The sequence below is a fragment of the Thiocapsa sp. UBA6158 genome, from assembly GCF_002423035.1.
Classification (GTDB): Bacteria; Pseudomonadota; Gammaproteobacteria; order Chromatiales; family Chromatiaceae; genus Thiocapsa.
This window is the reverse complement of sequence record NZ_DIUM01000003.1, coordinates 19,299-42,647: the sequence shown is the minus strand read 5'-3', so window position 1 is coordinate 42,647 and position 23,349 is coordinate 19,299. Positions and strand designations below refer to the sequence as shown.

General features: G+C 66.7%; 19 protein-coding genes and 1 tRNA gene. 5 read left to right on the top strand and 15 right to left on the bottom strand.

Annotated features, from left to right (window positions below; genetic code table 11):
- Positions 1-3: 3 nt before the first annotated feature.
- From B4N44_RS00435 to B4N44_RS00395, 10 genes are all read right to left on the bottom strand, one after another.
- On the bottom strand, positions 4-1,947 hold the full coding sequence (locus B4N44_RS00435) for a hybrid sensor histidine kinase/response regulator (protein ID WP_296695578.1): 1,944 nt from the start codon (positions 1,945-1,947) through the stop codon (positions 4-6).
- A complete protein-coding gene (locus B4N44_RS00430; RefSeq protein ID WP_296695574.1) occupies positions 1,944-2,861 on the bottom strand; it encodes a phosphate/phosphite/phosphonate ABC transporter substrate-binding protein in 918 nt (305 codons plus the stop codon). Before B4N44_RS00430 ends, B4N44_RS00435 begins: the two co-directional genes overlap by 4 nt.
- Before the next feature lie 285 nt (positions 2,862-3,146).
- Positions 3,147-3,614 (bottom strand): DUF29 domain-containing protein, encoded by a 468-nt coding sequence (locus B4N44_RS00425; RefSeq protein ID WP_296695572.1) that lies wholly within the window; start codon positions 3,612-3,614, stop codon positions 3,147-3,149.
- Positions 3,615-3,819: 205 nt separating this feature from the next.
- The gene (gene ppdK, locus B4N44_RS00420; protein WP_296695569.1) at positions 3,820-6,594 is read right to left on the bottom strand and encodes a pyruvate, phosphate dikinase; all 2,775 of its coding nucleotides are present in this window, start codon (positions 6,592-6,594) and stop codon (positions 3,820-3,822) included.
- A 207-nt stretch (positions 6,595-6,801) separates the two neighbouring features.
- Entirely contained in the window at positions 6,802-7,008 is a 207-nt protein-coding gene (locus B4N44_RS19845; RefSeq protein WP_414718106.1) for an allophanate hydrolase-related protein, read from the bottom strand.
- 432 nt (positions 7,009-7,440) lie between these two features.
- Positions 7,441-9,273: a RyR domain-containing protein gene (locus tag B4N44_RS00415; RefSeq protein ID WP_296695568.1), complete on the bottom strand. Its 1,833-nt coding sequence runs from the start codon at positions 9,271-9,273 to the stop codon at positions 7,441-7,443.
- An 11-nt stretch (positions 9,274-9,284) separates the two neighbouring features.
- Positions 9,285-10,016: a hypothetical protein gene (locus B4N44_RS00410; RefSeq protein WP_296695566.1), complete on the bottom strand. Its 732-nt coding sequence runs from the start codon at positions 10,014-10,016 to the stop codon at positions 9,285-9,287.
- A gap of 46 nt (positions 10,017-10,062) precedes the next feature.
- Positions 10,063-10,524, bottom strand: coding sequence for an OsmC family peroxiredoxin (locus B4N44_RS00405; protein WP_296695565.1), 462 nt, complete (start codon positions 10,522-10,524; stop codon positions 10,063-10,065).
- Positions 10,525-10,555: 31 nt separating this feature from the next.
- Positions 10,556-11,041, bottom strand: a complete 486-nt coding sequence (locus B4N44_RS00400; RefSeq protein ID WP_296695563.1) for a gamma-glutamylcyclotransferase family protein — start codon at positions 11,039-11,041, stop codon at positions 10,556-10,558.
- Complete coding sequence (locus B4N44_RS00395) at positions 11,041-11,628, bottom strand: DJ-1/PfpI family protein (RefSeq protein ID WP_296695561.1); 588 nt, start codon at positions 11,626-11,628, stop codon at positions 11,041-11,043. Before B4N44_RS00395 ends, B4N44_RS00400 begins: the two co-directional genes overlap by 1 nt.
- An 81-nt stretch (positions 11,629-11,709) precedes the next feature.
- On the opposite strand from B4N44_RS00395, the gene B4N44_RS00390 reads away from it, so the two are divergent.
- From B4N44_RS00390 to B4N44_RS00370, 5 genes are all read left to right on the top strand, one after another.
- On the top strand, positions 11,710-12,834 hold the full coding sequence (locus B4N44_RS00390) for a glycosyltransferase (RefSeq protein WP_296695745.1): 1,125 nt from the start codon (positions 11,710-11,712) through the stop codon (positions 12,832-12,834).
- Positions 12,835-12,894: 60 nt separating this feature from the next.
- Positions 12,895-14,340, top strand: a complete 1,446-nt coding sequence (locus tag B4N44_RS00385) for a TrkH family potassium uptake protein (protein WP_296695560.1) — start codon at positions 12,895-12,897, stop codon at positions 14,338-14,340.
- A 193-nt stretch (positions 14,341-14,533) separates the two neighbouring features.
- Entirely contained in the window at positions 14,534-15,007 is a 474-nt protein-coding gene (locus tag B4N44_RS00380) for a thioredoxin family protein (protein WP_296695557.1), read from the top strand.
- Positions 15,004-16,257, top strand: coding sequence for a hypothetical protein (locus tag B4N44_RS00375; RefSeq protein WP_296695555.1), 1,254 nt, complete (start codon positions 15,004-15,006; stop codon positions 16,255-16,257). Before B4N44_RS00380 ends, B4N44_RS00375 begins: the two co-directional genes overlap by 4 nt.
- Before the next feature lie 333 nt (positions 16,258-16,590).
- Positions 16,591-17,577 carry a cytochrome-c peroxidase gene (locus B4N44_RS00370; protein WP_296695552.1) on the top strand — a complete coding sequence of 329 codons (987 nt, stop codon included), beginning with the start codon at positions 16,591-16,593 and terminating at the stop codon, positions 17,575-17,577.
- Positions 17,578-17,622: 45 nt separating this feature from the next.
- Here the strand turns inward: B4N44_RS00370 and B4N44_RS00365 are convergent, their stop codons facing one another.
- From B4N44_RS00365 to selA, 5 genes are all read right to left on the bottom strand, one after another.
- Positions 17,623-18,303 carry a c-type cytochrome gene (locus tag B4N44_RS00365; protein WP_296695550.1) on the bottom strand — a complete coding sequence of 227 codons (681 nt, stop codon included), beginning with the start codon at positions 18,301-18,303 and terminating at the stop codon, positions 17,623-17,625.
- A 246-nt stretch (positions 18,304-18,549) separates the two neighbouring features.
- Entirely contained in the window at positions 18,550-19,614 is a 1,065-nt protein-coding gene (gene selD, locus B4N44_RS00360; protein ID WP_296695546.1) for a selenide, water dikinase SelD, read from the bottom strand.
- A gap of 152 nt (positions 19,615-19,766) precedes the next feature.
- Positions 19,767-19,862, bottom strand: a tRNA-Sec gene (locus tag B4N44_RS00355).
- A gap of 11 nt (positions 19,863-19,873) precedes the next feature.
- On the bottom strand, positions 19,874-21,802 hold the full coding sequence (selB, locus tag B4N44_RS00350; RefSeq protein ID WP_296695544.1) for a selenocysteine-specific translation elongation factor: 1,929 nt from the start codon (positions 21,800-21,802) through the stop codon (positions 19,874-19,876).
- Positions 21,796-23,202, bottom strand: coding sequence for an L-seryl-tRNA(Sec) selenium transferase (gene selA, locus B4N44_RS00345; RefSeq protein WP_296695540.1), 1,407 nt, complete (start codon positions 23,200-23,202; stop codon positions 21,796-21,798). The genes selB and selA overlap by 7 nt, the downstream gene beginning before the upstream one ends.
- Between the last annotated feature and the right edge of the window lie 147 nt (positions 23,203-23,349).

The following is a 23,349-nucleotide window of genomic DNA, read 5'->3' as shown; positions in this document are numbered from 1 at the left end:
CTGTTACCGCGGCTCGCCCGATCCGGCCTCTTGTCCATGCCAGCGCGTGAGCACGGCCAGCAGGTTCGCGCGGAGAAAGGGCTTCGTGATGAAGTCGTCCATTCCCGCCGCCATGCAGCGATCCTCCTCTTCCTTCAACGCGTGCGCCGTCATGGCAATAATAGGCACGCGACCGGGGTAACCGCTCAGCGCGCGAATCCGCCGCGAGGCCTCGATCCCGTCCATGACGGGCATGGACACATCCATCAGAATACTCCCGATCGGCTCGCTGCAGACCGCTTCCAAGGCTTCCGCGCCGTTGGTGGCGATGCGCACCTGATAGCCTGCTTTTCTCAAGGTCGCCTCGGCCACCATGCGATTGACCTGGTTGTCGTCGACCAGCAGGATCGGCAGGGCACCGCGGGCATCCTGTTCCGCGGGACGACAGCTCGGGGCCCGCCGCCGGGGTTCGGGCGGGGCAATCAGCTCCGCGGGTATCAGGGTCAGCTCGAACCAGAAACAGCTCCCGCGACCGGGCGCACTCTGGACATGGATGCTCCCGCCCATCAGATTGACGATGCGCTGCGCGATCGCCAGCCCGAGGCCGGTTCCGCCGCGCCGGTCGTAGCTCAGAGGATCGTTCACCTGCGTGAATTCGTCGAACAGACTGGCCTGACGCTCCGACGGAATCCCGATGCCCGAGTCGATGACCTCGAAGCGCACGCGTTGACAGGCCTCGCCCGGGCATCGGGTCTCCACACGCAGCTCGATTCGGCCCGCTGCGGTGAACTTCACCGCATTGCCTGCCAGATTGATCAGCACCTGACGCAAACGCACCGGATCGACCGACACGGTGCGGGGCAACCGCGGATCGAGCCGGACCTCCAGCGTCAGGCCCTTGGCCTGCGCGAGCGGCAGGACCATCGCCGCCGCGGCACGCACCAGCGCGACCAGGTCCGCCCGCTCCGGGTAGAGATCCATCTCGCCCGACTCGATCTTGGAGAGGTCGAGGACGTTGTTGATCAGCTCCAGCAGCGCCCGGCCCGCGTCCCGCGCGATACCCAGCTGCGCATGCTGCTCGGCCGGCAACACCCAGTCTTCGGCGAGGTCCAGTGTGCCCAACACGGCGTTCAGCGGGGTGCGCAGCTCATGGCTCATGTGCGCCAGAAAACGGGACTTGGCCGCATTGGCCCGGGTGGCCTCGGCGGATGCCGCCTCCGCCTCCTCGGCGGCGGCCTCGGCACGACGGCGGGCCTCGTCCAGCTCCGTGTAGCTGCGCCGCAGACGCTCGGACATCGCGTTGAAGGCGCGTGCCGTATCCGCGATCTCGTCGCGGCCACGTACCGGCACCGTAGACCCGGGGCCGCCCTCGATGATGGCCTGCGCCGCCCCGCGCAGGCCATCCAACGCGCGTGTGAGATAGGTACCCAGCAGGATCGAGAACAAGGCAACCAGCACGACCTCGATCGTTGCGATGCCCAAGAGGTGCGCACGCGCCTCGCCGAAGAGCTGTTCCTGCCCCTTGGTGGAGATCCCCAGCTCGATTCGGCCGAAATCCATGCCGCCCTCGCGGATCGGCGCATCGGCGTCGAACACCCCGTCGGCCGGGCGCACCTGCGCCGAATCCGCCTGATACGGCTTGGCAAGAACCTCGGGCGTGCCGCGCTGGACCAAGAGATTGCCGTGGCCGATAACGCGCAGGTAGGCCGTTTGCTCGTTGGCCATGACCTCGTCGGCAAAGGTCTCCAAGCTGGCCAGGTCCTCGGACAAGACCGCGTCTTTGGCCAAGGCGGCGAGCTGCGTGGCTGTAGCGGAGGCGCGCTCGGCGATGGAACGGGCGCTGGAATCGCCCAGATAGCTCAGACTGGACCACACCAAGATGGCGAGCAGGACGATCTCGATCAGCGCGATGCCGAGGACGGTCTTGCCGCGAAACGACAGGATCCAACCGGTCCGACCCGGTCTCATCGGCGGCTGTCGATGGTCTCGGTCTCGATCGGGAGGTCGATTCCGAGTGCGCGCACGTCGTCCCAATCCGCATCCTCGCCGGGCTCGATCCCCTCGAACTCGATCGCCGCCAGCAGCTCGGCCCCCCGCGGGGTCTCCGCCATCGCCACCATCGCATCACGGATCCTCGCCACCAGGACCGGGTCGACCCGCGGGTGCGCGGCAATAGCGTGAGGCGTGTAGTCGAGGGTCGACCAGAGGACCCGCAGCTGATCCCGCACCTCCGGCTCGGTCCCCTTAAAGGTCCGCTCGATACCCCCGCCGGCGGGATAAAGCCCTTGGACCACGGCGCGATACACCGAGTCGTGCGAACGGACATAGTGCGCCTGGATGTCGATCCCGGCTTGACGCAGCGCGGCCTGCGGCAAGACGCTGGCAGCAAAGGCCGCGGGTGCCGGAAAGGCGACCTGCCGGCCGGCCAGGTCGGTGATGTCCCTGATCGGCGAATCACGCCGCACCACCAGCAGTCCGCGGATGCGCTGATCGCGCTGCCGTGCGAAGGCCCGATAGCCGGGATCGCGACTGAAGAGCGTGTAGTGATAGGGATTCATGTAGGCCAGATCATAGTCGCCCGCGGCCAGCCGACGCTCGAAGGTCGGGATATCCGGTGCCGTGCGGAAACCGATCCGCACCCCGGTGCGCACCCCCAGGTCGTCAAGGATCGGCGACCAGAGCCGCGCGAGCTTGCTCGCGGCCTGTTGAGGCACGACCCCGAAGGTCAGCGTTGCAGCCTGATCGGACTGAAGGGGCGCCCCGGTTTCCGAGCCCGTCCGCCGCTCGGACGCCGGCTCGATCGCGGCGTCGCTCGGTTGAGCCCACGCGCACGGGACGGGCGATGCGAGCGTGAATACAAGAATCAGTAGAAATCGGAGCATTCGGAATTCCGCATCGGCAATGGATCCGCGGGGGAGCCATGGTCGCAAAGAAGAACAACCTGCTGTTTTCATCCGATCGACGACATGTATGGCGTGAGCGAAGCCGATATCGTGCCGAGCGGCGTCGCCGAATTGTCGCGACTCCGGCAGCAAGGCTTTACCTCTATCAAACCTCGAGAGCGTCGCGGCTCAGCCGAAACACCCGGTTTAGTGAGCGTGCCCGACCGCGATCGCCTTCTCCGGGAATCGCTTGATTGGGTTCCTATCCGACGGGGACGAAGCGTCTCAACCTGCCGGCAACCAAGCCCCATCCAGCACCTGACCGGCAGCCCAGGGACAGGACCTCGGCAGATCGGCGATTCCGGTCTCGCGGGTGGCGGCGTCCAGTGCATCGTCCCAGGCATCGGCCCACCAATCGGGGTCTTCCAGCGACCGCGCCAGGCTCGGCGTGCGACGCAGGCGACGCTGGATGCCTGCGCGCTGCGTCCGAATGGTGGTCTCCCAGCTCGCGCCACGCCGCTCCGGCTGAAACCGCCACTTGAGCAGGTGCGACAACAAGACGGCCATCCGGCTCGCCAGCTCGCGTTGCTCGCTCTTGCCCACGTCTTCGATCTCCTCGGCAAGATGCTCGATATCGAGCCGATCCAAGCGACCCGCGCGCAGGAGCCGCGCCTGCTCGTTGGCCCAGGCAACGATGTCGGTGTCGTAAAGGTCGGTGCGCTCGGGGACACGCGTGTGCGCTTTCGCCGTCATCTGGATTGATCCTCGTGGAGAGGCCGATTGACGGTTTGATCATACAAGATCGGAAACGCAGGGGCTGACGGCTTTGAAGCGCATCGCTGCGCAGTGCGAACGACCATCCGATTGCCTCCGACGGTTGATGTGACGACATACCCGCGCGGACGACTGCTCTGCCGCAACCAACGGCCATCCCTGGCCAGAGAACAAGTCCCCTTTCCTATCGAGCCGCCTTCAGCGCTGCATGGGCGGCAGCAAGCCGGGCGACCGGCACGCGCGGACCCGAGCAGCTGACATAGTCCAACCCGGCCTGGTGGCAAAAGGCGATGGAAGCCGGATGGCCGCCGTGCTCGCCGCAGATGCCGACATGCAGGTTGGGCTTGACCGAGCGGCCCCAGTCCACGGCCAACTGCATCAGCTTGCCCACGCCCTTCACGTCCAACACCTCGAAGGGGTTGTCCTGTAGGATGCCGGATTGGTTGTAGAGCGGCAGGAACTTGTTCTCGGCATCCTCGCGCGAGAAGGAGAAGGTCGCCTGCGTGAGGTCATTGGTGCCGAAGGAGAAGAACTCGGCCTCCTCGGCAAGCGACTCGGCACGCATGCAGGCCCGCACCACCTCGATCATGGTGCCGAACTTGAAGCTCACCGGCTGGCCATAGGTCTCGGCGACCTCGGCATGGATGGTGTCGACGAAGGACTTGACCAGCCGCAGCTCCTGCGCGGTGCAGACTTGCGGCACCTTGATCTGGGGATGGACCTCGATACCGGCCTTGGTGCATTCGGCGGCCGCTTCCAGGATCGCCCGGATCTGCATCTGGTAGATCTCGGGGAAGGTGATACCGAGACGCACGCCGCGATGACCCAGCATGGGGTTGGTCTCGTAGAGCGCACGGACCTTGCGCAGCATCGCCTCCTTCTTGGCGATGGCCTCCTCGACGATCGCCGGATCCACCATGCGGCGCAGCGACTCGATGTCGTGGCGCACGTTGTCGGGCGAGTGCAGCAGCCCCATGGCCCCGGCCAGCACCGTCATCCCGCGGGCGTTGCGTGCGAGCACGCGCAGGTCGGTCAGCTCACGCTCGAGGACATGCTCGTCGGGCAGGAACTCGTGGATCGGCGGGTCGAGCAATCGAATCGTTACCGGATTCGGCGCCATCACCTCGAACAGATCGCGGAAGTCCTTACGCTGCAGCGGCAGCAGCTTGTCGAGTGCGGCCTGACGTGTCTCCGGCGTCTCGGCGACGATCATCTCGATGACGACCGGCAGACGCTCCACGTCGTTGAACATGCGCTCGGTACGCGCCAGACCGATGCCGACCGCGCCGTATTTGCGCGCGCGACGGGCATCCTCGGGCGTGTCCGCATTGGCCATGACCTTGAGCCGGGCCATCTCGTCCGCCCAGCCGAGCAGGACGTCGAGCTCCGGCGTGAAGTCCGGCTCGACCGTCGGGATGGCGCCGAGATAGACCTTGCCCGAGGTGCCGTCGATGGTGATGACGTCGCCTTCCTTGAAGCTGGTCAAGCCGACCCGCGCCTCGCGCCGGTTCACATCCACGCTGATCCCTTCCGCACCGGCGACGCAGGGCTTGCCCATGCCGCGTGCGACCACGGCGGCATGCGAGGTCTTGCCGCCGCGCGAGGTCAGGATGCCTTCCGCCGCGAAGAAGCCGTGGATGTCCTCGGGCTTGGTCTCCTCGCGCACCAGGATGACCTTTTGCCCGAGCTCATGGCCGAATTGCTCGGCGCGATCCGCATCGAAGACCGCAATACCCGATGCCGCGCCCGGCGATGCCGGAAGGCCCTGCGCGACAGAATCGGCCTTGACGCTCGGATCCAGCCGCGGGAAAAGCATCTGCTCCAGCAAGTCGGGCTGGATGCGCAGCAGCGCCTCTTCCTTGGTGATCAGTCCCTCGCGCTCCATTTCCACCGAGGTGCGTACCATGGCGACGGCGTTCATCTTGCCGTTGCGCGTCTGCAGGCAGAACAGCTGACCGCGCTCGATGGTGAACTCGAAGTCCTGCACCTCGCGATAGTGCGTCTCGAGCTTCTCGCGCAGGATGTCGAGCTGAGCCGCCATCTCGGGCATCTCCGCGCGCAGCCGCGAGATCGGCTTGGGCGTGCGGATCCCGGCGACCACGTCCTCGCCTTGGGCGTTGACGAGATACTCGCCGTAGAGCTTGTTCTCGCCCGAGCCCGGATTGCGCGTGAAGGCCACACCGGTCGCGGAGTCGTCCCCGCGGTTGCCGAAGACCATGGTCACCACGTTGACCGCGGTGCCGTTGGCCATCTCGGGCGTGATGTGGAATTGTCTGCGGTAGTCGACCGCGCGCTTGCCACCCCAACTGTTGAAGACCGCCTTGATGGCGATCTCCAGTTGACGATAGGGGTCCGACGGGAAGGGATGACCGGTATGGGACTCGACGACTCGCAGGAAACGCTCGCTGACCTCTTTCAGATCAGACGCGCTGAGGTCGACGTCCTGCTTGGCGTGCGCCGCCTCCTTGACCGTTTCGAGCTCATGGTCGAAGGCCGCATCCGGCACACCGAGCGCGACCTTGCCGAAGAGCTGAATGAAGCGTCGATAGGCGTCGTAGCCGAAGCGCGCATCGCCGGTCGCGCGGATCTCGCCCTGCAGCGTCTCCTCGTTCAAACCCAGATTCAGAATGGTGTCCATCATGCCAGGCATGGACATGGCGGAGCCCGAGCGCACGGAGACCAGCAGCGGCTTGTCCGGATCGCCGAAGCCCTTGCCGGTCTTCTTCTCCACGGCACGCATCTGCGTGTGCACCGCATCCATCAGTCCGGCCGGCAGCGCATGATCGGGTGAGTCGAGGTATTCCAGGCAGGCCGCGGTGGAGATCACGAAACCGGGCGGGACGTTCAGCCCCATCTGGGTCATCTCGCAGAGATTGGCGCCCTTGCCGCCGAGCAGTCTCTTGTCTTTTCCGTCCCCTTCTTCGAATGCGAACACATGTTTGTTGGTTTGGGATGCCATTGTTCGAATGTACCTCTCTCGTCTTTTCGTTGCGGGTTGTCTGGACTCGAGCACGCGGACCCGTGCCGCGGCAACCGGCGTATTGTCGCAGAGCTTCGCGGTTCGGTCGGGGGGAATTTCGTGCGGGGGTGTGCCGGGAGGGAGAGCCGCCTGCCTCCTGCTTCCTGCTATCAGACACTCGCTGGCGGCTGCAAGTTAACGTCAGCCTCAGCCGCCGCAACTCCTCAGATACGCCCGCCAGCCCCCGAGCGCACGCATGTCTCGCGCACCCTCCGCGGCGAAGCCCTCGCAGATGAAACCCTTTTCCCAACGGCCGTCGGCCAGCTCGACGCTGCCCGGGCCCAGCGGTGCCGGGATGCCGGCGAGTAAGCTGCCGACGGTCGTCTGCGGAACCGCCCGGACCTCGACCGCCAGCGGCCGGACACCCGCCGTCAGCAGATCGGAACCCTAGTCGCCTATTCGCCGAATTGTCGCGTGAGCTGCAGGGCGGACAACGCGCCTGCAGGTTCTCCTCAGACATCGACCGGCAAATCGTGCGCCAACGACGGCAAGTGTCGCTGCAAGGAGCCGGTCGAACCCCCTCCCCCGGCCCCCTCCCGCAAGAGGAGAGGGAACGCTGACCGCCGCGACAGCGCCTTGAGTCCCGCTCATCCCGGCGGATGTCCAGCCGGACCCGGGCTTCCGCACAGCAAAGGCGCATTCGGGATCGAACGGCGCACGATTCAGGTGCACTTAAACCGCGTCACCGCTGACAGCTGTGGATGCACCAAAGATTCGAGCTCACTCGAAAATGAGCATCTCGCCCCGGACGCGGCTGAGTTCCTGACCGGAGACCGGCCGCGACCATCAATACTCGAAATTCCAGTCGAGACCCGAACCACCCGGATCCAGTCGAACCCGCTTCTCGACCACGCCCGCAGGGACCCGATCGCCCAGGATCAGACTCATGTCGGCGCGCTCCGACAGCCAGGCCGCCAAGTCGGTCTCGCCGTTTAGGGCGATCCGCCGCTCGGCCCGCGCCGCGAGGGTCAGGAAATCGCGTCTCTCGTAAGGATCGGGCAGCTCGGCAAGGACATGGCCCAAGGGGCGCGGCAGCAGCAGAAAGAGACCCACGCCCTGCTCGCGATCCATCGCTTCGCGCACCAGCTCGCGCGAGCGCCGATCCGTCAGGGTCGAGGCGAGGACGAGGGCACGATCCGGATAACGCGTGACCAGTCGATCCAGCGCCTTCTCGGCGAGCCGCCGCAACCGCATACCGCCCGGACAGCCCGCGGCGGGCTGCGGGATACCGACGATCAGCAAGCGCAGGATCCCGAGTCCCTGACGCGCAAGCAGGGTCGGCAAACCGCGCACGGCGAAGCGATCCAGGTCCTTCATCGGCTCGGACAGATCGGCGTAGGGGATGAGCTGGGGGTGGTGCTTGAGCTGGTTGTCGCGCTCGGGGGCGTAACTCCAGCCGTCGAGATGCCGATCAGCCGCCCAACGCTCATGCTCGATGATCGCGAGTCGCTCGACCTCCGAGGGCGTCAGGACGAAGGATTCGACCATCTCCTCGGGCACCGCCCGGGCATCGGTCACGGCGAGCTTGGCCCAGACGTGATCCGCCTGATGGCGATTGGCCTGCCGATAGGAGGTCGCCAGCAGCTCCCATGGCTGACCTGCCGGCTCCAGGCTCGGATCGCGGCCTTGTGCGGCGATGCTGTCGCGATAGTGATCGTGGATGGTCCGGGCGACCTCGTCGCCGCGGCCGTCGAGCAAGACCGCCGGGCGGCAGGCCTCGCGCAGATAGGAGACCGGGATAATCTGGCCGTCCCAATCCTCGATGCCGGCGGCGGGCGTTCTCCCCGGGTCCGACATCGCACCGGTCTCCAACAGGACCGGGGGCGACACGCCCTGGAGTGCGGCGAGCCTGTCGACCAGGCGTCGCGCGAGCTCGATGCCTTCCCCGGTTGCATCGCCCGGGCAAACGAAGGCGAGGGTCACCGGAGGGCGCGTCTCGGGAATCCGGCCTTCGGATGCGCTGCACCCATCCATGACCCGGGGGGCAGGGGCGAGCAGGGTCTCGAGGTCTTCGACGGGTGCGAATCGGATGTCGGCGATCGCTCGGGCCTGGGGATAGGCCCCGAGGAAGCGCGTTTCGGCCGCGTCGCCGTGCGCACACAGGATGCTGGCGCACGGCCTGCCGGTACCGTATTGGATCAGGCGCAAAGCGTGCACCAGGAGCGCCTGCGCAGGATCGGCGAAACCGGCGATCAACAGATGCGGTCGCTGACCGAAGCGCGGATCCAGGCCGAGATGCAGCGGCCACCGACCGAGCAGGGCACGCGCCGCGCGATCCGGGATCGCAAAGGTCTCCGGACGCCACGGGCTGTCGGGCTCCGGCATCGTGAACCGCGGCGGCGGATCCTGCCGATGCATCAGGATCAGACGACGGGTCGCGTGCCGGCCCGGACGACGATCGGGCCGTTTAGGGGCGATGAGCGCCGCAACCAGATCGGCAGCATCGGGTGGATCGGCCAGGATCAGGGTGCGGATTCGTCGCGGGTCCAGCGCGAGAAGGTGCTCCCGCTCGAGCGCTTCAGCCCTGCGACCCTCGCCGCGCAGACCCGCGACGACCTGTCCTGCGAGCGGCTCGGAGCCGCAGACGAGGACCGGGTGTGGACCGAAGCCAAACGGCATCCGAGCGTTCCTCAGGGCGCGAGTGCTCGGGCAAGAATACCGGGGAGATGATCGCCCGCGTCCGCCAGGTCCAAGATATGGATCAGCGCGCGCTCGGGGGCTTCCGCGTCGAGATCGGCAGGGCCAGTATCCAGACCGGCTGCACCGTTACGACGCCGATCGACCAGCCGATCCGCGGTGCCGCCGCTGCCGGCGAGCACCAGGACCCGACCGCCGCTGCGCAGTCGGTGCATCACATCCAGGCGCGTGATCTCCCCACCGGCCGCGACCAGCATCAGGGAGCCGCGCCCGCGGGCAAAACGATCGGCGACGGCGCTGATCCAGGGCGACTCGTCGCCCCAGGCGTCGCCCGGCACCAGCATGAAATGGGTGTGGTTCGGGTCGAGCCGCGCCTTGCCGTCCTTGCCGGCGGGTTGGTCCGGCTTGCCGCTGTCGATCGCCACGGCACCTTGGGGCGCGATCCCGATCAGCGGGAAGCGCGCACCGGCGCAGCGGCGGGCCCGCCCCATCAACGCCATGACACCGAAGGCGGTGCCCCCGTCGATGACGGCTGCGCCGAGCGCATCCAGTTGCGGCGCGATCCGTTCGAAGAGTGTCAGCAACACAGGCGCCACCGCCTCGGACAGATGCGCGGCGCCGCCGACCACGACCAGAACGGGTCTCGGGTCGGTTAAGCCCACGGAGGTCAGCGCGGCGTCGAGCTCCACGGGCTCGGGACGCCGGTGCGGCCGGGCGATCCACACCGACGGCGCACATCCGGCCGGGCTTATCGTCGCGTCCAACGGCACGTCATTCCGTCTCGTGAAGGACGTTGCCTGCCTCGTCGCGAAGCGTCACGCGCATCGGAATCCCCTGGCGAATACTGGCCGAGACCACGCAGAAGTCCTCGAATAGATCCTTGCAGCGCGCGAAGCGCGGGGACGCCGTCACGGCCTCGGCGAGGATCAGGGTGATCTCCATCCGGCCGACACGCAGCCGCTTCTTCTCGTTGCGGACCATGACGCAGACCGCCTCGGCACGCAGACAGTTCTCCGGCGGCTCTTCCTTGAAGACGCAATAGAGCAGACTCGCACTCAGACAGTTGGCCGCGGCAGCGGCGAGCAGACGCGAGGCATTCGGTCCCTTTTGCTCGCCCAATGGGGGCGGCTCGTCCATGAGCAGATCCGCGGCGCGCTTCCAGTCGAAGGCGACATTGATCTGAAAGCCTTCCTGCTGCTCGAGATGGATCTTGAAACGGCCTTCTTCGGACATCGGGCTGACTCCAACTTCAATAGGGCTCGGATTAGACGGACGAGCGGACCGGCTCCGGTTCGCCGGGCTGCGCAACCGTCTTGCGTCCCGCAGCGCCGAGCAACGGCCCGCGGGTCTTCGGATCGCGCGCCCGGCGCACACCGGCGGCCCGGATGGAGTCCGGATCGGCCGCGCAGGTCCGCCAGTCGCCGCCGGGGATCAGCGTGCGATCATGCACGGATCCGCGAAAGAGATAGATCCAGGCCCGGCCGTACGGGGTCGCCAGCAGTCGGCGGTCGTAGAGCGCGGGATAGTCTTCGAGTCGATCGAGCCGGCGCAGGCCGGCATGATCCACGGCGTAGACCTCGCCCCGGATCGCGGTTGCGCCGCCGCGCACCGCGCCCGGATAGGCGCGGAGCAGATACAACGAGAAGCACGCCGCCGTGCGATGCGGCCCGAGATACTCCGCCTGCGCGAGCAGATGGTGATTGACCTCTCCGCGCAGCAGGGTGCCGTAGACAAAGACGCGCTGTCTCATTAGGTTTCGATGCGGGTGCCCAGCAGGTCGAGGAACTTGCGCATCCACTCCGGATGCGCCGGCCACGCCGGGGCCGTGACCAAATTGCCGTCGGTATAGGCATTGGAGACGGTCTCGTTGACCTCGCACCAGGTACCGCCCGCGCGCTCCACCTCGGGACGTACGGCCGGGTAGGCGGTGCAGCGTTTGCCTTCGAGAATCCCCGCGGCGGCGAGGATCTGCTGACCATGACAGACCGAGGCGATCGGCTTATCGCCGGCCGCGAAGTGCCGGACCAGCTCGATCACGCGCGGATTCAATCGGAGATATTCCGGGGAGCGGCCACCCGGGATGACCAGGGCGTCGTACTTGGCCGGGTCGACGTTGTCGAAGTCGGCCGTGATCGCGAAGCGATGGCCCGGCTTCTCGCTGTAGGTCTGGTCCCCCTCGAAATCGTGGATCGCGGTGCGCACCCAATCCCCGGGCTTCTTGTCCGGACAGACGGTGTAGACTTTGTGGCCCACCATCTGCAGGATCTGAAGCGGTACCATCGCCTCGTAGTCCTCGACATAATCGCCGACCAGCATCAGGATCTTCTTCACCGCCATGATTCTGTCCTCGTTGGGTTCAAATCTCATGCAAACCTTAGACTATAGCATTTGGTCAAGGTGACGATCGCCACCCGCCCCATGCCGAGCGCCGTACCCGACTCGCGGCCGCCGCTTGCCGTCTTCGCGTCCTTCTCGGGGGCCGGCGGGGTCGAGCGGATGCTCGTGAACCTGATCGGCGGCTTTCTCGATCTGGACCAACCGGTGGACCTCGTCCTGCTGCGCGCGTCCGGGCCTCACCTCGCCCGACTCCCGGCCGAGGTCAATCGGATCCGGGTCGGGACCGAGCACAGCCTGCTCGCCGCCCCCGCACTGGCGCGTTATCTGCGGCGCCGTCGCCCGGCCGCCCTGCTGGCGGCGAAGGATCGCGCCGGCCGGGCCGCCGTGCTGGCCCGCACGCTGGCCGGGACAGACACCCGCCTGGTGATGCGTCTGGGCACCCAGCTCTCGGCGGCGATGGCCGAAAAATCGGCGCTCGAACGCTGGCTGCGTTATGCACCCATTCGCCGCACCTACCCGCGGATCGACCATATCGTCGCCGTCTCCGACGGCGTGGCGGAGGATACCGCCCGGATCGCGCGTCTGCCGCGCGAGCAGATCAGCGTCATCCGCAACCCGGTCATCACGCCGGACCTCGAGCGCTTGGCGGCCGAGCCCTGTCCGCACCCCTGGCTCGCACACGGCCAACCGCCGGTCATCCTTGGCGCAGGGCGCCTGCAGCGTCAGAAGGACTTTCCGACGCTGATCCATGCCTTCGCGCGGCTCCCGCGGAACCTCGATTGCAGGCTCGCGATTCTCGGCGAGGGCGGCGGCCGACCCAAGCTGGAGGCGCTGATCGGGCAGCTCGGATTGAGCGGCCGCGTCGCGCTGCTCGGCTTTCAGGACAATCCTTATGCCTATCTCGCGCGTGCCCGTCTCTTCGTGCTGTCCTCCGCCTGGGAGGGCTCGCCCAACGTGCTGACGGAGGCCATGGCGCTGGGTATCCCGGTCGTCTCGACCGACTGTCCGAGCGGTCCCTTCGAGCTGTTGGACGGCGGGCGCTTCGGCCCGCTGGTGCCGGTAGGCGACGTCGAGTCGCTTGCCGATGCGATGCAACGGACCCTGGAGCAGCCGCTTGCGCCGGCAATCCTGCGCTCGGCCGTGGCCGAGTACGAGCAAGGACGCAGCGCCGAGCGCTATCTCGAGGTGCTGGGTCTTGCCCGCTGAACCCGATCGAGGCGTCCGGCAGCGAGGGCGGCGACGCCGCGCGACCGGCTCGGCACCCCGATGAACCTCTTCCTGGTCGGTCGGATCGTCGGCATCTATGCACTGATCTTCGGCGTCACACTGGTGAGTCCGATCCTGGTCGGCCTCTGGTATCGCGAGCCCGAGGTCCTGCACTTTCTCTGGCCGATGGCCGGCTCGCTCGGGTTCGGTGCCTTCCTCTGGCTGTTCGGTCGGCGCCGCGCGCACGAATTGAGCGTGGGCGACGGTTATCTGGTCGTGACCCTCTTCTGGGTCCTGCTGAGTATCTTGGGCGCTTGGCCTCTGATGAGCGGCTTCGGTCTCTCGCCGGTCGACGCCCTGTTCGAATCCACCTCCGGGATCACCACCACGGGGGCGACCGTGATCGCCGGTCTGGACACCATGCCGCGCTCGCTGCTCTTCTACCGCCAGCAGCTGCAGTGGTTCGGCGGAATGGGGCTTATCGTGCTCGGGGTCGCGGTCATGCCCATGCTGGGCATCGGCGGGATGCAGCTCTACCGCGCCGAGGCGCCGGGTCCGCTCAAAGAGGAGAAGCTGACCCCGCGCCTGACCCAAACCGCCCGTGCGCTCTGGCTGATCTACGTCTCGCTCACACTCGCCTGCGCAGCGGGTTACTGGCTTGCGGGGATGACCCCGTTCGATGCCGTCTCCCACAGTCTGTCCACGGTCTCGACCGGCGGCTTCTCGACCCACGACGCCAGCATGGGCCATTTCGCAAGCCCCGCCGTCGAGGCGGTCGCCGTCGTCTTCATGCTCCTGGCCGCCATCAACTTCGGTGTGCATTACCTGGTTTGGCTCAATCGCAACCCGTTGCAGTATCTGCGCGATACCGAGGCCAGGACCTTTCTCGGCTTCGTGCTCGCCATGGTCCTGCTGGTCGGTCTGATCCTCTACTTGGAAGGCCCCTACGATCAGGTGCATGCCAGCCTGCGCGATGCAGCCTTCGAGGTGGTCTCCATCGTCACCAGCACCGGATTCGGGACCGTCGACTTCGCCCACTGGCCCGACTTCCTCCCGCTCCTGCTGATCTATATCAGCTTCGTCGGCGGGTGCGGCGGCTCGACCGCCGGCGGCATGAAGGTGCTGCGCGTCCTGCTGATGGTCAAGCAGGGCGCCCAGGAGGTGCGCCAGCTGATCCATCCGCACGCCGTCCTGCCGTTGCGATTGGGCCAACGCATCGTCGACCCGCGGCTCGCGCGCTCGGTCTGGGGCTTTTTCGCGCTCTATACCTTCGCCGTCGGGACCTTAACCCTGTTGATGATCCACGCCGGACTCGCCCCGCTGGATGCCTTCAGTGCCGTCGCCACCTGCCTGAACAATCTCGGCCCGGGACTCGGCGAGGTTTCCCTCACCTTCCAATCGGTCAGCGATCTGGGCAAGTTGCTCGGCGTCGTCGCCATGCTCCTCGGGCGACTGGAGATCCTGACCATCCTGGTGATCCTCTCGCCGGCCTTTTGGCTGCGTTGAGCGACGGATCATCTCGACTCGCCGGGTGCTTGAGCGGGTGCCGACCTCGCTCATAAGAGCGCCCACCCAAACCTTCAGTCGCCACGTGCCAAGATGGCCGAAGTCACGAACAAGCCCGGGTGCCGGTCCGCGCCGGCTTTTGATAAGGTGCCGGTACACATCTTTTTCACCGCACGCGCGGGAGCTTGAACCCATGACCCGATTCGCGCCATCGGCCCTCCTCGTCCTTCTCCTGATATCCGGTGCCGCAGCCCACGCCGAGGCACCGGACGGCTACGCCTTCAAGCCCTTCGACCAGGCCATGCAACAGGCAAGGGACGAGGGCAAACCCTTGTTCGTCTACTTCGGCCGCTACGGCTGCGGTTATTGCGAGAAGACCAACAAAGAGGCCTTCTCCGACGCGCAGGTGCGCGAGCGTTATTCCGCGCATTACGCGCTCGCCTATGTCGATGCCGAGAGCGGCGAGCGCCTGCGCCTGCCGAGCGGGGAGCGCATCACCGAGCGCGAACTCGGGACCCGTTACGACGCCTTCGTGACACCCGTCTTTTCATTCATGACACCCGACGGGGAGACGGTCCTGCGTCTAGTGGGCGTACAGCGGATCGAGGACCTGCTCGAGGCCGACGCCAAGATCCAAGAGGCGCTGGCCGTCGCGGGTGCCTCGTGAGCCGTTTCGTAATCCGGTGCGCACAACCCGGCCACGCCTCGCTCGCCGGGGCCCTCTTTGCCGGTCTGGCCTGGGCGACGGCTACGGGGTCGGTCGCGGCGCAGCCCTGGACATTCGATGCGCCGCCGATCGAGGTCGTCGGAACCTCGGCGGGCGTCTTCCACCAGATGTCGTCCGCCGGACGCCGCAGCCTCGCGGTTTCGGACGGCACGGTCGCGGTGGTCTGGGACGACGAGCACGGGGGAATCCCGCGTGCTTACCTGGCGCTGAAGGATCCGACTAAGGTCGGCTTTGCCCCCGCCATCCAGATCAGCGGCGAAGGCGAGGCCTTCGAGCCCGCCGTCGTCGCTCTGCCCGATCGCCGCTTCGCCGTCGCCTGGGAGGAGGACGGACGGATCCTCGTGCGGCTCGCGACCCCGGAGGGACTCGGACCACCCTTGGAGCTCACCCCACAAGGCGCGCAGGTCAGCCTCGGCGGCTCCGAGGCTAAGCTGGTCGCGGTCTGGGCGGATCGGCAGACCGGCGTCGGACGGATCATGACGGCGACGCTCGACCGCGACGGCGCGCTCGGCTTGGCGGTGAAGGCGCGCTGCCCGGCGGACACTGTCGCCCCGGTCGCCGACCAGCTCTTCCCGACCGCCGCGCAGGTCGGCGAACGCCTCGTCGTCGCCTGGGAGGACCGCCGCCCCGGTCACACCATCATCATGGCCACGGCGAGCGCAGTCGGTCAGCCCTGCAGTTTCGATCCGCCGGTGCGAATCAGCGAGGACCCGCCCGGTCCCGAGCTGCCCTTCGGTGCAGGTCACGGCGTCGCGCGTGTCGCGCTCGCACCCTATGGCGCCGATCGCCTGCTCGCCGCCTGGGAAGACAAGCGCAACTTTCGTCACGGCTACGACGCCTATGCGGGGCACTTCGGCCCGGACGGATTCGGCCCGAACGAGCGGGTGCAGGACGATTTCGGCGAGCTGTCCGCGCAATGGCACGTCAGCGCCGCCGGCCACCCGGACGGCACGCTCGTCGTCGCCTGGACCGACGAGCGCGAAGGACAGGGCGATATCCTCCTGAGCTGGTATGCCGAGGGCACCTGGAGCGAGGACCTGCCGCTTCCCGGAGCCTCCGGACCCGATGAGCAGGGCCATCCGTCCATCGCCCTGGACGAGGCCGGCAACCTTCACACCGCCTGGGTGACACGCGAGACCACGGGCGGACCGACCCGCATCCAATACCGCTTGGGGCGGCGTGCCGACTGACGCCCGAGCAACGCATTTCAAGCTGTCACCGAGCGATCGAGACAAGGCGAGGGGCTGACGGTTGACCTGGAGCCGATCGAAGGGCGCATCCATGCAGATTTGAGGATCGGCGCCAACGTCTCCGTCGCACCGCCTTTGCGGACCGATCAGGGCATCAGCTCTCCGGGCGTGAAGCTCCAGGGCTTCGGTTCTTCCGGACAACAAGTCGGTATTCCGGCAGTTGCCTTGACCTAGCTCAATTGGCCGCCTGCCCGGTTGTTCTACCCTGGCTCGTGGACCGCAGGCTGGCGATGCGCCGTCGCTTGTCCTAAATCAGTCACTGGGAGGCACAGAATGAAACTCAAGATTCTCGTCATTGCTATCGCCGGGGTGATGCCCTGCGCCGCTGTTTGGGCCAACGAGCCGATCACACCGATTCGCCCGGCTCAGGAGATCAACCTGGCCCAGGCGGAGCTCGGCAAGAAACTCTACTTCGACCCGAGGCTATCGAAATCGGGCTTCATCTCCTGCAACTCATGCCACAACCTGAGCATGGGCGGGACGGACAATCTGAAGACCTCGATCGGCCACAACTGGCAAGAGGGTCCGATCAACTCGCCGACGGTGCTGAATTCCAGCCTCAGTGTCGCCCAGTTCTGGGACGGCCGCGCCGCGGATCTCAAGGAGCAGGCCGGCGGCCCGATCGCCAACCCTGGCGAGATGGCCTTCACGCACACCTTGGCGATCAGCGTGCTGGAATCGATCCCCGGATACGTGAACGAGTTCAAGCTGGTCTACGGTGAGGACGGCATCGACATCGACAAGGTCACCGAGGCCATCGCCGAATTCGAGGAGACCTTGGTCACCCCGAACTCGCCGTTCGACCAATGGCTACTGGGAGACAAGGACGCTCTGAGCGACGCGGAGCTGGCAGGATACCAGCTGTTCAAAGACAGCGGCTGCGTCGCCTGCCACAATGGAGCAGCCGCCGGTGGCACGACCTTCCAGAAAATGGGCGTGGTCGAGCCCTACCAGACCGACAATCCCGCCGAGGGTCGGTTCGCTGTGACCGGCAAGGACGCGGACCGCTTCAACTTCAAGGTGCCGACGTTGCGGAACGTGGAGTTGACCTACCCCTACTTCCACGATGGTGCCGCCTGGGGTCTGGAGGAGGCCGTGAATATCATGGGTCGGATCCAGCTCGGCAAGGCCTACACCCCCGAGGAGAACGCCCAGATCGTAGCCTTCCTGAAGACCCTGACCGGCGATCAGCCTAGCTTTGCGCTGCCGATCCTGCCGCCGTCGACCGAGAACACACCGCAACCGCAGCCGTTCGACTGACGACCGGCATCCCGCGAGGCCGGCACCCCCGGCCGCGCGGATTCTTTACTCGCCTCTAAAGGCCGGCTCGGGAGGCGCGCTGTCTTGGTACTCCCTCGTCAGGCTGCCGGCGTAAAACTCGCTGAGCGCGATCAGGTCGGCATCGGAGAGTTTCTCCAAGCGCTCCTGCATCAATGCCGGCTGCGGCATCTGATGTGCCGCCGCGCGATAATCCTGCATCTGGTACAAGAGATAGCCCCTGGCCTGTCCGGCCAGCGGAGGGGTCTCCTTGTCCTGGAAGCGGCCGTTCTGCTCGTGACACTCCTCGCAATACTCCGCATGGAGTACCTGCCCGCGTTGCGCCAGTCGCGGGTCGACTTCCTCCAGCTTGCCGACCCAGGGCTGGGTCCCGGAATATAAGGCGATCTGTTGGAGTTGGTCGGATTTGTAACCCTTGGCGATCCACCCCATCGACGAACCCTTGCGTCGGTCTTTCCGGAATGCCTGCATCGTGGCGTAGAAGTAGCGGTAATTCAGGCCCGCGATGGTCGGGATGTGCTCGCCCACGCTGATGCCGTTCGGCCCGTGGCAGCCGTTACACGCCCAGTAGAGTGGCTGGGCATCTGCCGTGTGGGCGAACGGCAATCCGGCAAACAGCAATGTCAGCAGGCGAAAGCGGGCGAGGATTCGCATCAGGAAACTGGGCGGCACTGGCTGGACGGCGGTTGCTACGGTCAGTTTTTCCATTGTAGCCCATCCGGCCGGCTCCGTTCCGCACCGGGGCGCCGATAAGGCCCTTCCGGACCGGGCTCGCGCGGGGCGGCAAGAAGACCCGCCAGCCGGTGTTCTTAGTGGCCGAGGCATGGGCTGCCGGCATCCCGATCGTCATCCTGGCGATCCTGATGTCCCTGAGGACATCCTAGGGACACCTCGCCGCTCATCTCGCTCTTCGGCGACAGCCACCTAGCCCATTGACGATAAGGAAGTCCGCACCTAAACGACCTCGACCAGAGGACCTCCGCTCCACTCGGTCAGGGTGCCGATGGGTCTGAGATCGAGTCCAAACGCGCTACTCATTGCCTTGAGCTGCGCTTGCGCATCCGCGTGCGGTGCGACGGCGATCAGCAGCCCTCCCGAGGTCTGGGGATCGCAGAGGATCTTCCTTCGGCTCTCGGATAGCTCGCCGACGTGATGTCCGTAGCTGTCGAAGTTGCGTTGGGCGCCTCCCGGCGAGCAGCCCTGCTCGAGATACAGCGCGATATGCGGGAGCTTGGGCACGGCGTCGTAGTCGAGCCGGGCGCCGACCCCGCTGCCCTCACACATCTCCAGCAGATGCCCGAGCAGGCCGAATCCGGTCACGTCGGTCATGGCCTTAACGCCGGCCAGGGTGCCGAGTTCGGCGCCGATTCTGTTGAGCCGGCACATGGTGTCCGGCGCCAGTCTAGCGTGCTCGGGGAGGAGCTTCTTCTGTTTCTGGGCCGTCGTCAGGATGCCGATGCCGATGGGTTTGGTGAGATACAGCCGGCAGCCTGGTTCGGCCGTGTCGTTGCGCACGAGATGCGCGGTCTCGACAATGCCGGTCACCGCCAACCCGAAGATGGGCTCGGGCGCATCGATGGAATGCCCCCCGGCCAGCGGGATACCCGCATCCAGACAAGCCTTGCGGCCACCGTCGATCACCGAACGCGCGATATCGGGCCCGAGCTTGTCGATCGGCCAGCCGAAGATGGAGATGGCCATGAGAGGGCGACCGCCCATGGCGTAGATGTCGCTGATGGCGTTGGTGGCCGCGATCCGTCCGAACTCGAAGGGGTCATCCACGATGGGCATGAAAAAGTCCGTCGTGGAGATGACCGCCGTCCCGTTGCCCAGATCATACACGGCGGCATCGTCTCTGGAGCCGTAACCCACCAGCAGCCGGGCGTCCGGCGGCATGATGGCCGCGCTCTTGAGGATGTCGTCGAGGAGTTTCGGCGCGATCTTGCAGCCGCATCCGGAGCCGTGACTGTACTCGGTCAGACGGATGTGGGCTTGGGCGATATCGTCCAGGGTCTTCATCGAGGTGCTCCGGTGTCGTTGAGACGCTCGGGAATCAGCGCCGTCGGTGGTCGTGAAGGGGGCGCCAACGAAGCACGTGCGTCGTGTTCCCGCGAGACCACACGCTTGATTGGAGAGGGCTCGGCGGGGGTACGAAAGGGTCGGGAAGGGGTTGGCGGAAGAGAGCAGGAGTCGAACCTACCAGGGACCGCATGGCCGCCCCTCCCGGTTTTGAAGACCGGGCGCCCCACCGGGGAACGATCTCTTCCAAACACAATCATCATCGGTCGGCCCACTGCCGGGCCGCGCTGTCGGACCGCAGAAGGTGCTCGTCGCGGACCCGGCGAGTGTAGCCAATGCGGTCGAAGAATTCGAGGATCTGAACGGCTACCTTTCGGCCCCCCTCGCCGGCAGGGTAGATGGCGTCGCGAAACGGCGCGACCCGCACCGCATCCTGCTCCTCGGCGAGTCGTCGCACGATATCGGCCAGCTCGGCGACGGCGTCGGCGGTGAAATAGTGATCGTGGGCGACGGGATACAGCTCGCCGGCTCGGGCGAGTCGTTTGAAGAGTCGTCGTACCTGATGCTCCGGCGTCCCGGTTGCGTCGGCGACATCGCGCACCCGCGGCGGATTGTAGGGCCGGGCATCCAGCAAGGTTCTGAGCTCGGCGAACAGGAGGCGATCGCTTTCGGTCACGCTGGCGCGATGATCCGGCAGGTGCAGCCAGGTCCGCGTCTGCGCGATCTCCCCCGCGGCCATCAGCTCGGCGCAGAGCGCATCGAACAAGGGACGAGCGAGCTTGACCGAGGTCATGCGGCGCAACCGCTCGCGCTCGACACCGATCATGTCGGGGGCGCGTGCATGCTCCTGCGTCAGGGCATCGATCAGCCTGTCCCGGAGTCCGGTCCAGGCCGCCGGGGCGATGCCGAGCAGGGTATCGCCGTCGCGACTCACGCGCAGGCCGTGATGGCGCTGGAGTGCGTCAAACTCCGCCTCGCCGAGGTTCCAGGCGAGTGCGAAGCGCGAGAGGTCGATCCCGTTCGCGGCCTGATCGGCGAGGAAGGCGAGGGCGACGGCCGGATCGTCGTTCCGCAGGCGATCGAGCAGGTCCAGGCGCTCGGGCGTGCGCTTGTGGCGTGTGGGCGGGAAGATGTCGAGCACCCTGCCCCCTGCAACGGTGCGCTGCGCGCCCGCGTCGCGCAGCACGAAGCGGTCGCCCCGCAGGGCCAGGGTGTCGCGCTCCAGCAGGATCTCCGCCAGGGCCCGCTCGCCCGCGCCCACCTCCCTGCAATCGAGCAGTGCAACCCGCCCGACGATGTCTTCGGTCCCCAGATGCACATGGACGGACTGCATATGCCGCAAGGGCGCCCGTCCGGCCGGCACGCGCAGCTCGCCGTGAAAGCGGTTCAGCGCAACGGCGAGGCTCGGGTCGACCAGCCACATGCCGCGCGCGATATCCTTCTTCTCGAAGTCGCCTTTGAGCGCCAGTGCGCAGCGGTCTCCGGCCTGGCCGCGCGCGGCGGGGCGGTCCTGCATATGCAGACCGCGCACGCGCGCCTTCAGACCAGGCGGGGCGAGCGTGACCGTCTCGCCCACGCCGATGGCCCCGGTATGCGCGGTGCCGGTGACGACCGTCCCGACGCCCGTGAGCGAAAAGGCGCGATCGATGGCCAGACGGAAACCGCCTCCCGACGGGGGCCGAACGAAGTTGGCTGCAGTCGTCTCCAGATGCGCACGCAGGGCGTCTACGCCCTCTCCGGTGCGACCCGAGAGCGCAAACACCGGGCTGCCGGCGAGTCCCGTGCCCACCAAGAGTTCGGCCACCTCCGCGCGAGCCATGTCGAGCCGTTCGGGCGCAACCGCATCGGTCTTGGTCAGTGCGACCGCACCCCGGGTCATGCCGAGCAGATCGAGCATCTCGAGGTGCTCGCGGGTCTGGGGCATGGGTCCGTCGTCGGCAGCGACGACCAACAACACCAGGTCGATCGCGGTGGCGCCGGCAAGCATGTTGTGGATGAGTTTTTCATGCCCCGGCACATCGACGAAGCCGAGCACCCCGCCGTCGGCGAGCAGGCTGTAGGCGTAACCCAGATCCAGCGTCATGCCGCGCGCCTTCTCCTGCGGCAGCCGATCGGCATCCACGCCGGTGAGCGCCTTGACCAGCGTGGTCTTGCCGTGGTCGATATGTCCGGCGGTCCCGATCAGCATGCGGCGAGCACTCCGCTCAGTGTCGGAAGCTGGGCCATCAGCTCGGGTTCATCCGCAGGTGCCAGACAGCGCAGGTCGAGCAGCAGCGCGCCGTCCTCGATGCGGCCGATGACCGGGCGAGGCAGGCCGCGCAGCGCGGCCTCGATGCGATGAAGCACGCCGCCCTTCTTGCCGTGCGGGCGGATGGCGAATCCGCATGAGGGCAGGCGATCGACCGGCAGCGAGCCGGAGCCGATCTGCGACTTAAGCGGGACGATGTCCAGGGTCACCGGCAGTGCGACGAGGGACGCACGCAAGTGGTTCAGCAGACGTTCGGCCGCGGCCCGGATGTCCGCCTCCGGGCGGGTCAGGAGCTGTAGGGTCGTCAAGCGGTCCTGGAGACGATCGGGGTCGCGGTACAGACGCAGCACGGCTTCGAGCGCGGCCAGGGTGATCTTGCCGACCCGCAGTGCTCGCTTGAGCGGGTTTGTCTTGATCGCGTCGATCAGATCCCTGCGCCCGACCAGCAGACCGGCCTGGGGGCCGCCGAGCAGCTTGTCGCCCGAGAAGGTCACCAGGTCGGCGCCCGCGCCGAGACAGTCGCGGGGTGTCGGCTCGTGCGGTAGTCCCCAGCGTTCGAGTTCGGTCAGGGTGCCCGAGCCGAGATCGACGACGAAGGGCAGGCCGTGCGCGTGGGCCAGCGCGGCCAGCTCGCGCTCCGGCACGGCGTGGGTGAAGCCCTGGATCGCGAAGTTGCTGGTGTGGACCTTCATCAGCATGGCGGTGCGTGCGCCGATGGCACCGGCAAAGTCGGCCAGATGGGTGCGATTGGTGGTCCCGACCTCGACCAGCTTTGCACCGGCGCGCTCCATGATATCGGGGATGCGAAAGGCGCCGCCGATCTCGATCAGCTCGCCGCGGGAAACGACAACCTTCTTCTTTCGCGCCAGCGTATTGAGCAGCAGAAAGACGGCGGCGGCATTGTTGTTGACCACTGTCGCAGCCTCCGCACCCGTGAGCTCGCACAGCAGCTCCTCGACGATGTCGTCTCGATCGCCGCGTCCGCCGTCGGCGAGCGCGTACTCAAGTGCGCAGGGCCCGCGGGCGGCCGAGACCAGCGCGGTGACGGCCTCCTCCGGCAGGCATGCACGGCCGAGGTTGGTATGCAGCACCGTGCCGGTGAGGTTAAAGACGGGTCGCAGATTCGGTCGTGCGAGCGTCGCGGCGTCGACATCGACCCGGGCGATCAGGGTCGCGACGTCGGGCACGGGCGTACCGGCGCGCGCGGCATCGCGGGCCTCGGCCAACGTCTCGCGCACGAGTCGCGTAATCACCGCAAGCCCGTGGCGATCGACCAGGGCGAGGATCTGCGCATCCGCGAGCAGGCGACTGACTGAGGGAAGGTTCGAAAGTGGATTCATCCTAAACCGCGCCCGAGGCGGTATGCGATGTTTTTGGATGGGATCGGTCTCGGCAGACTTGACGACCGTTGGAGCCGGCGCGGTTTAAGCTACTCAAAAATTTTAACATTTGTCGCTCCAACAAAAACCCCGCCACCGGGCGGGGTT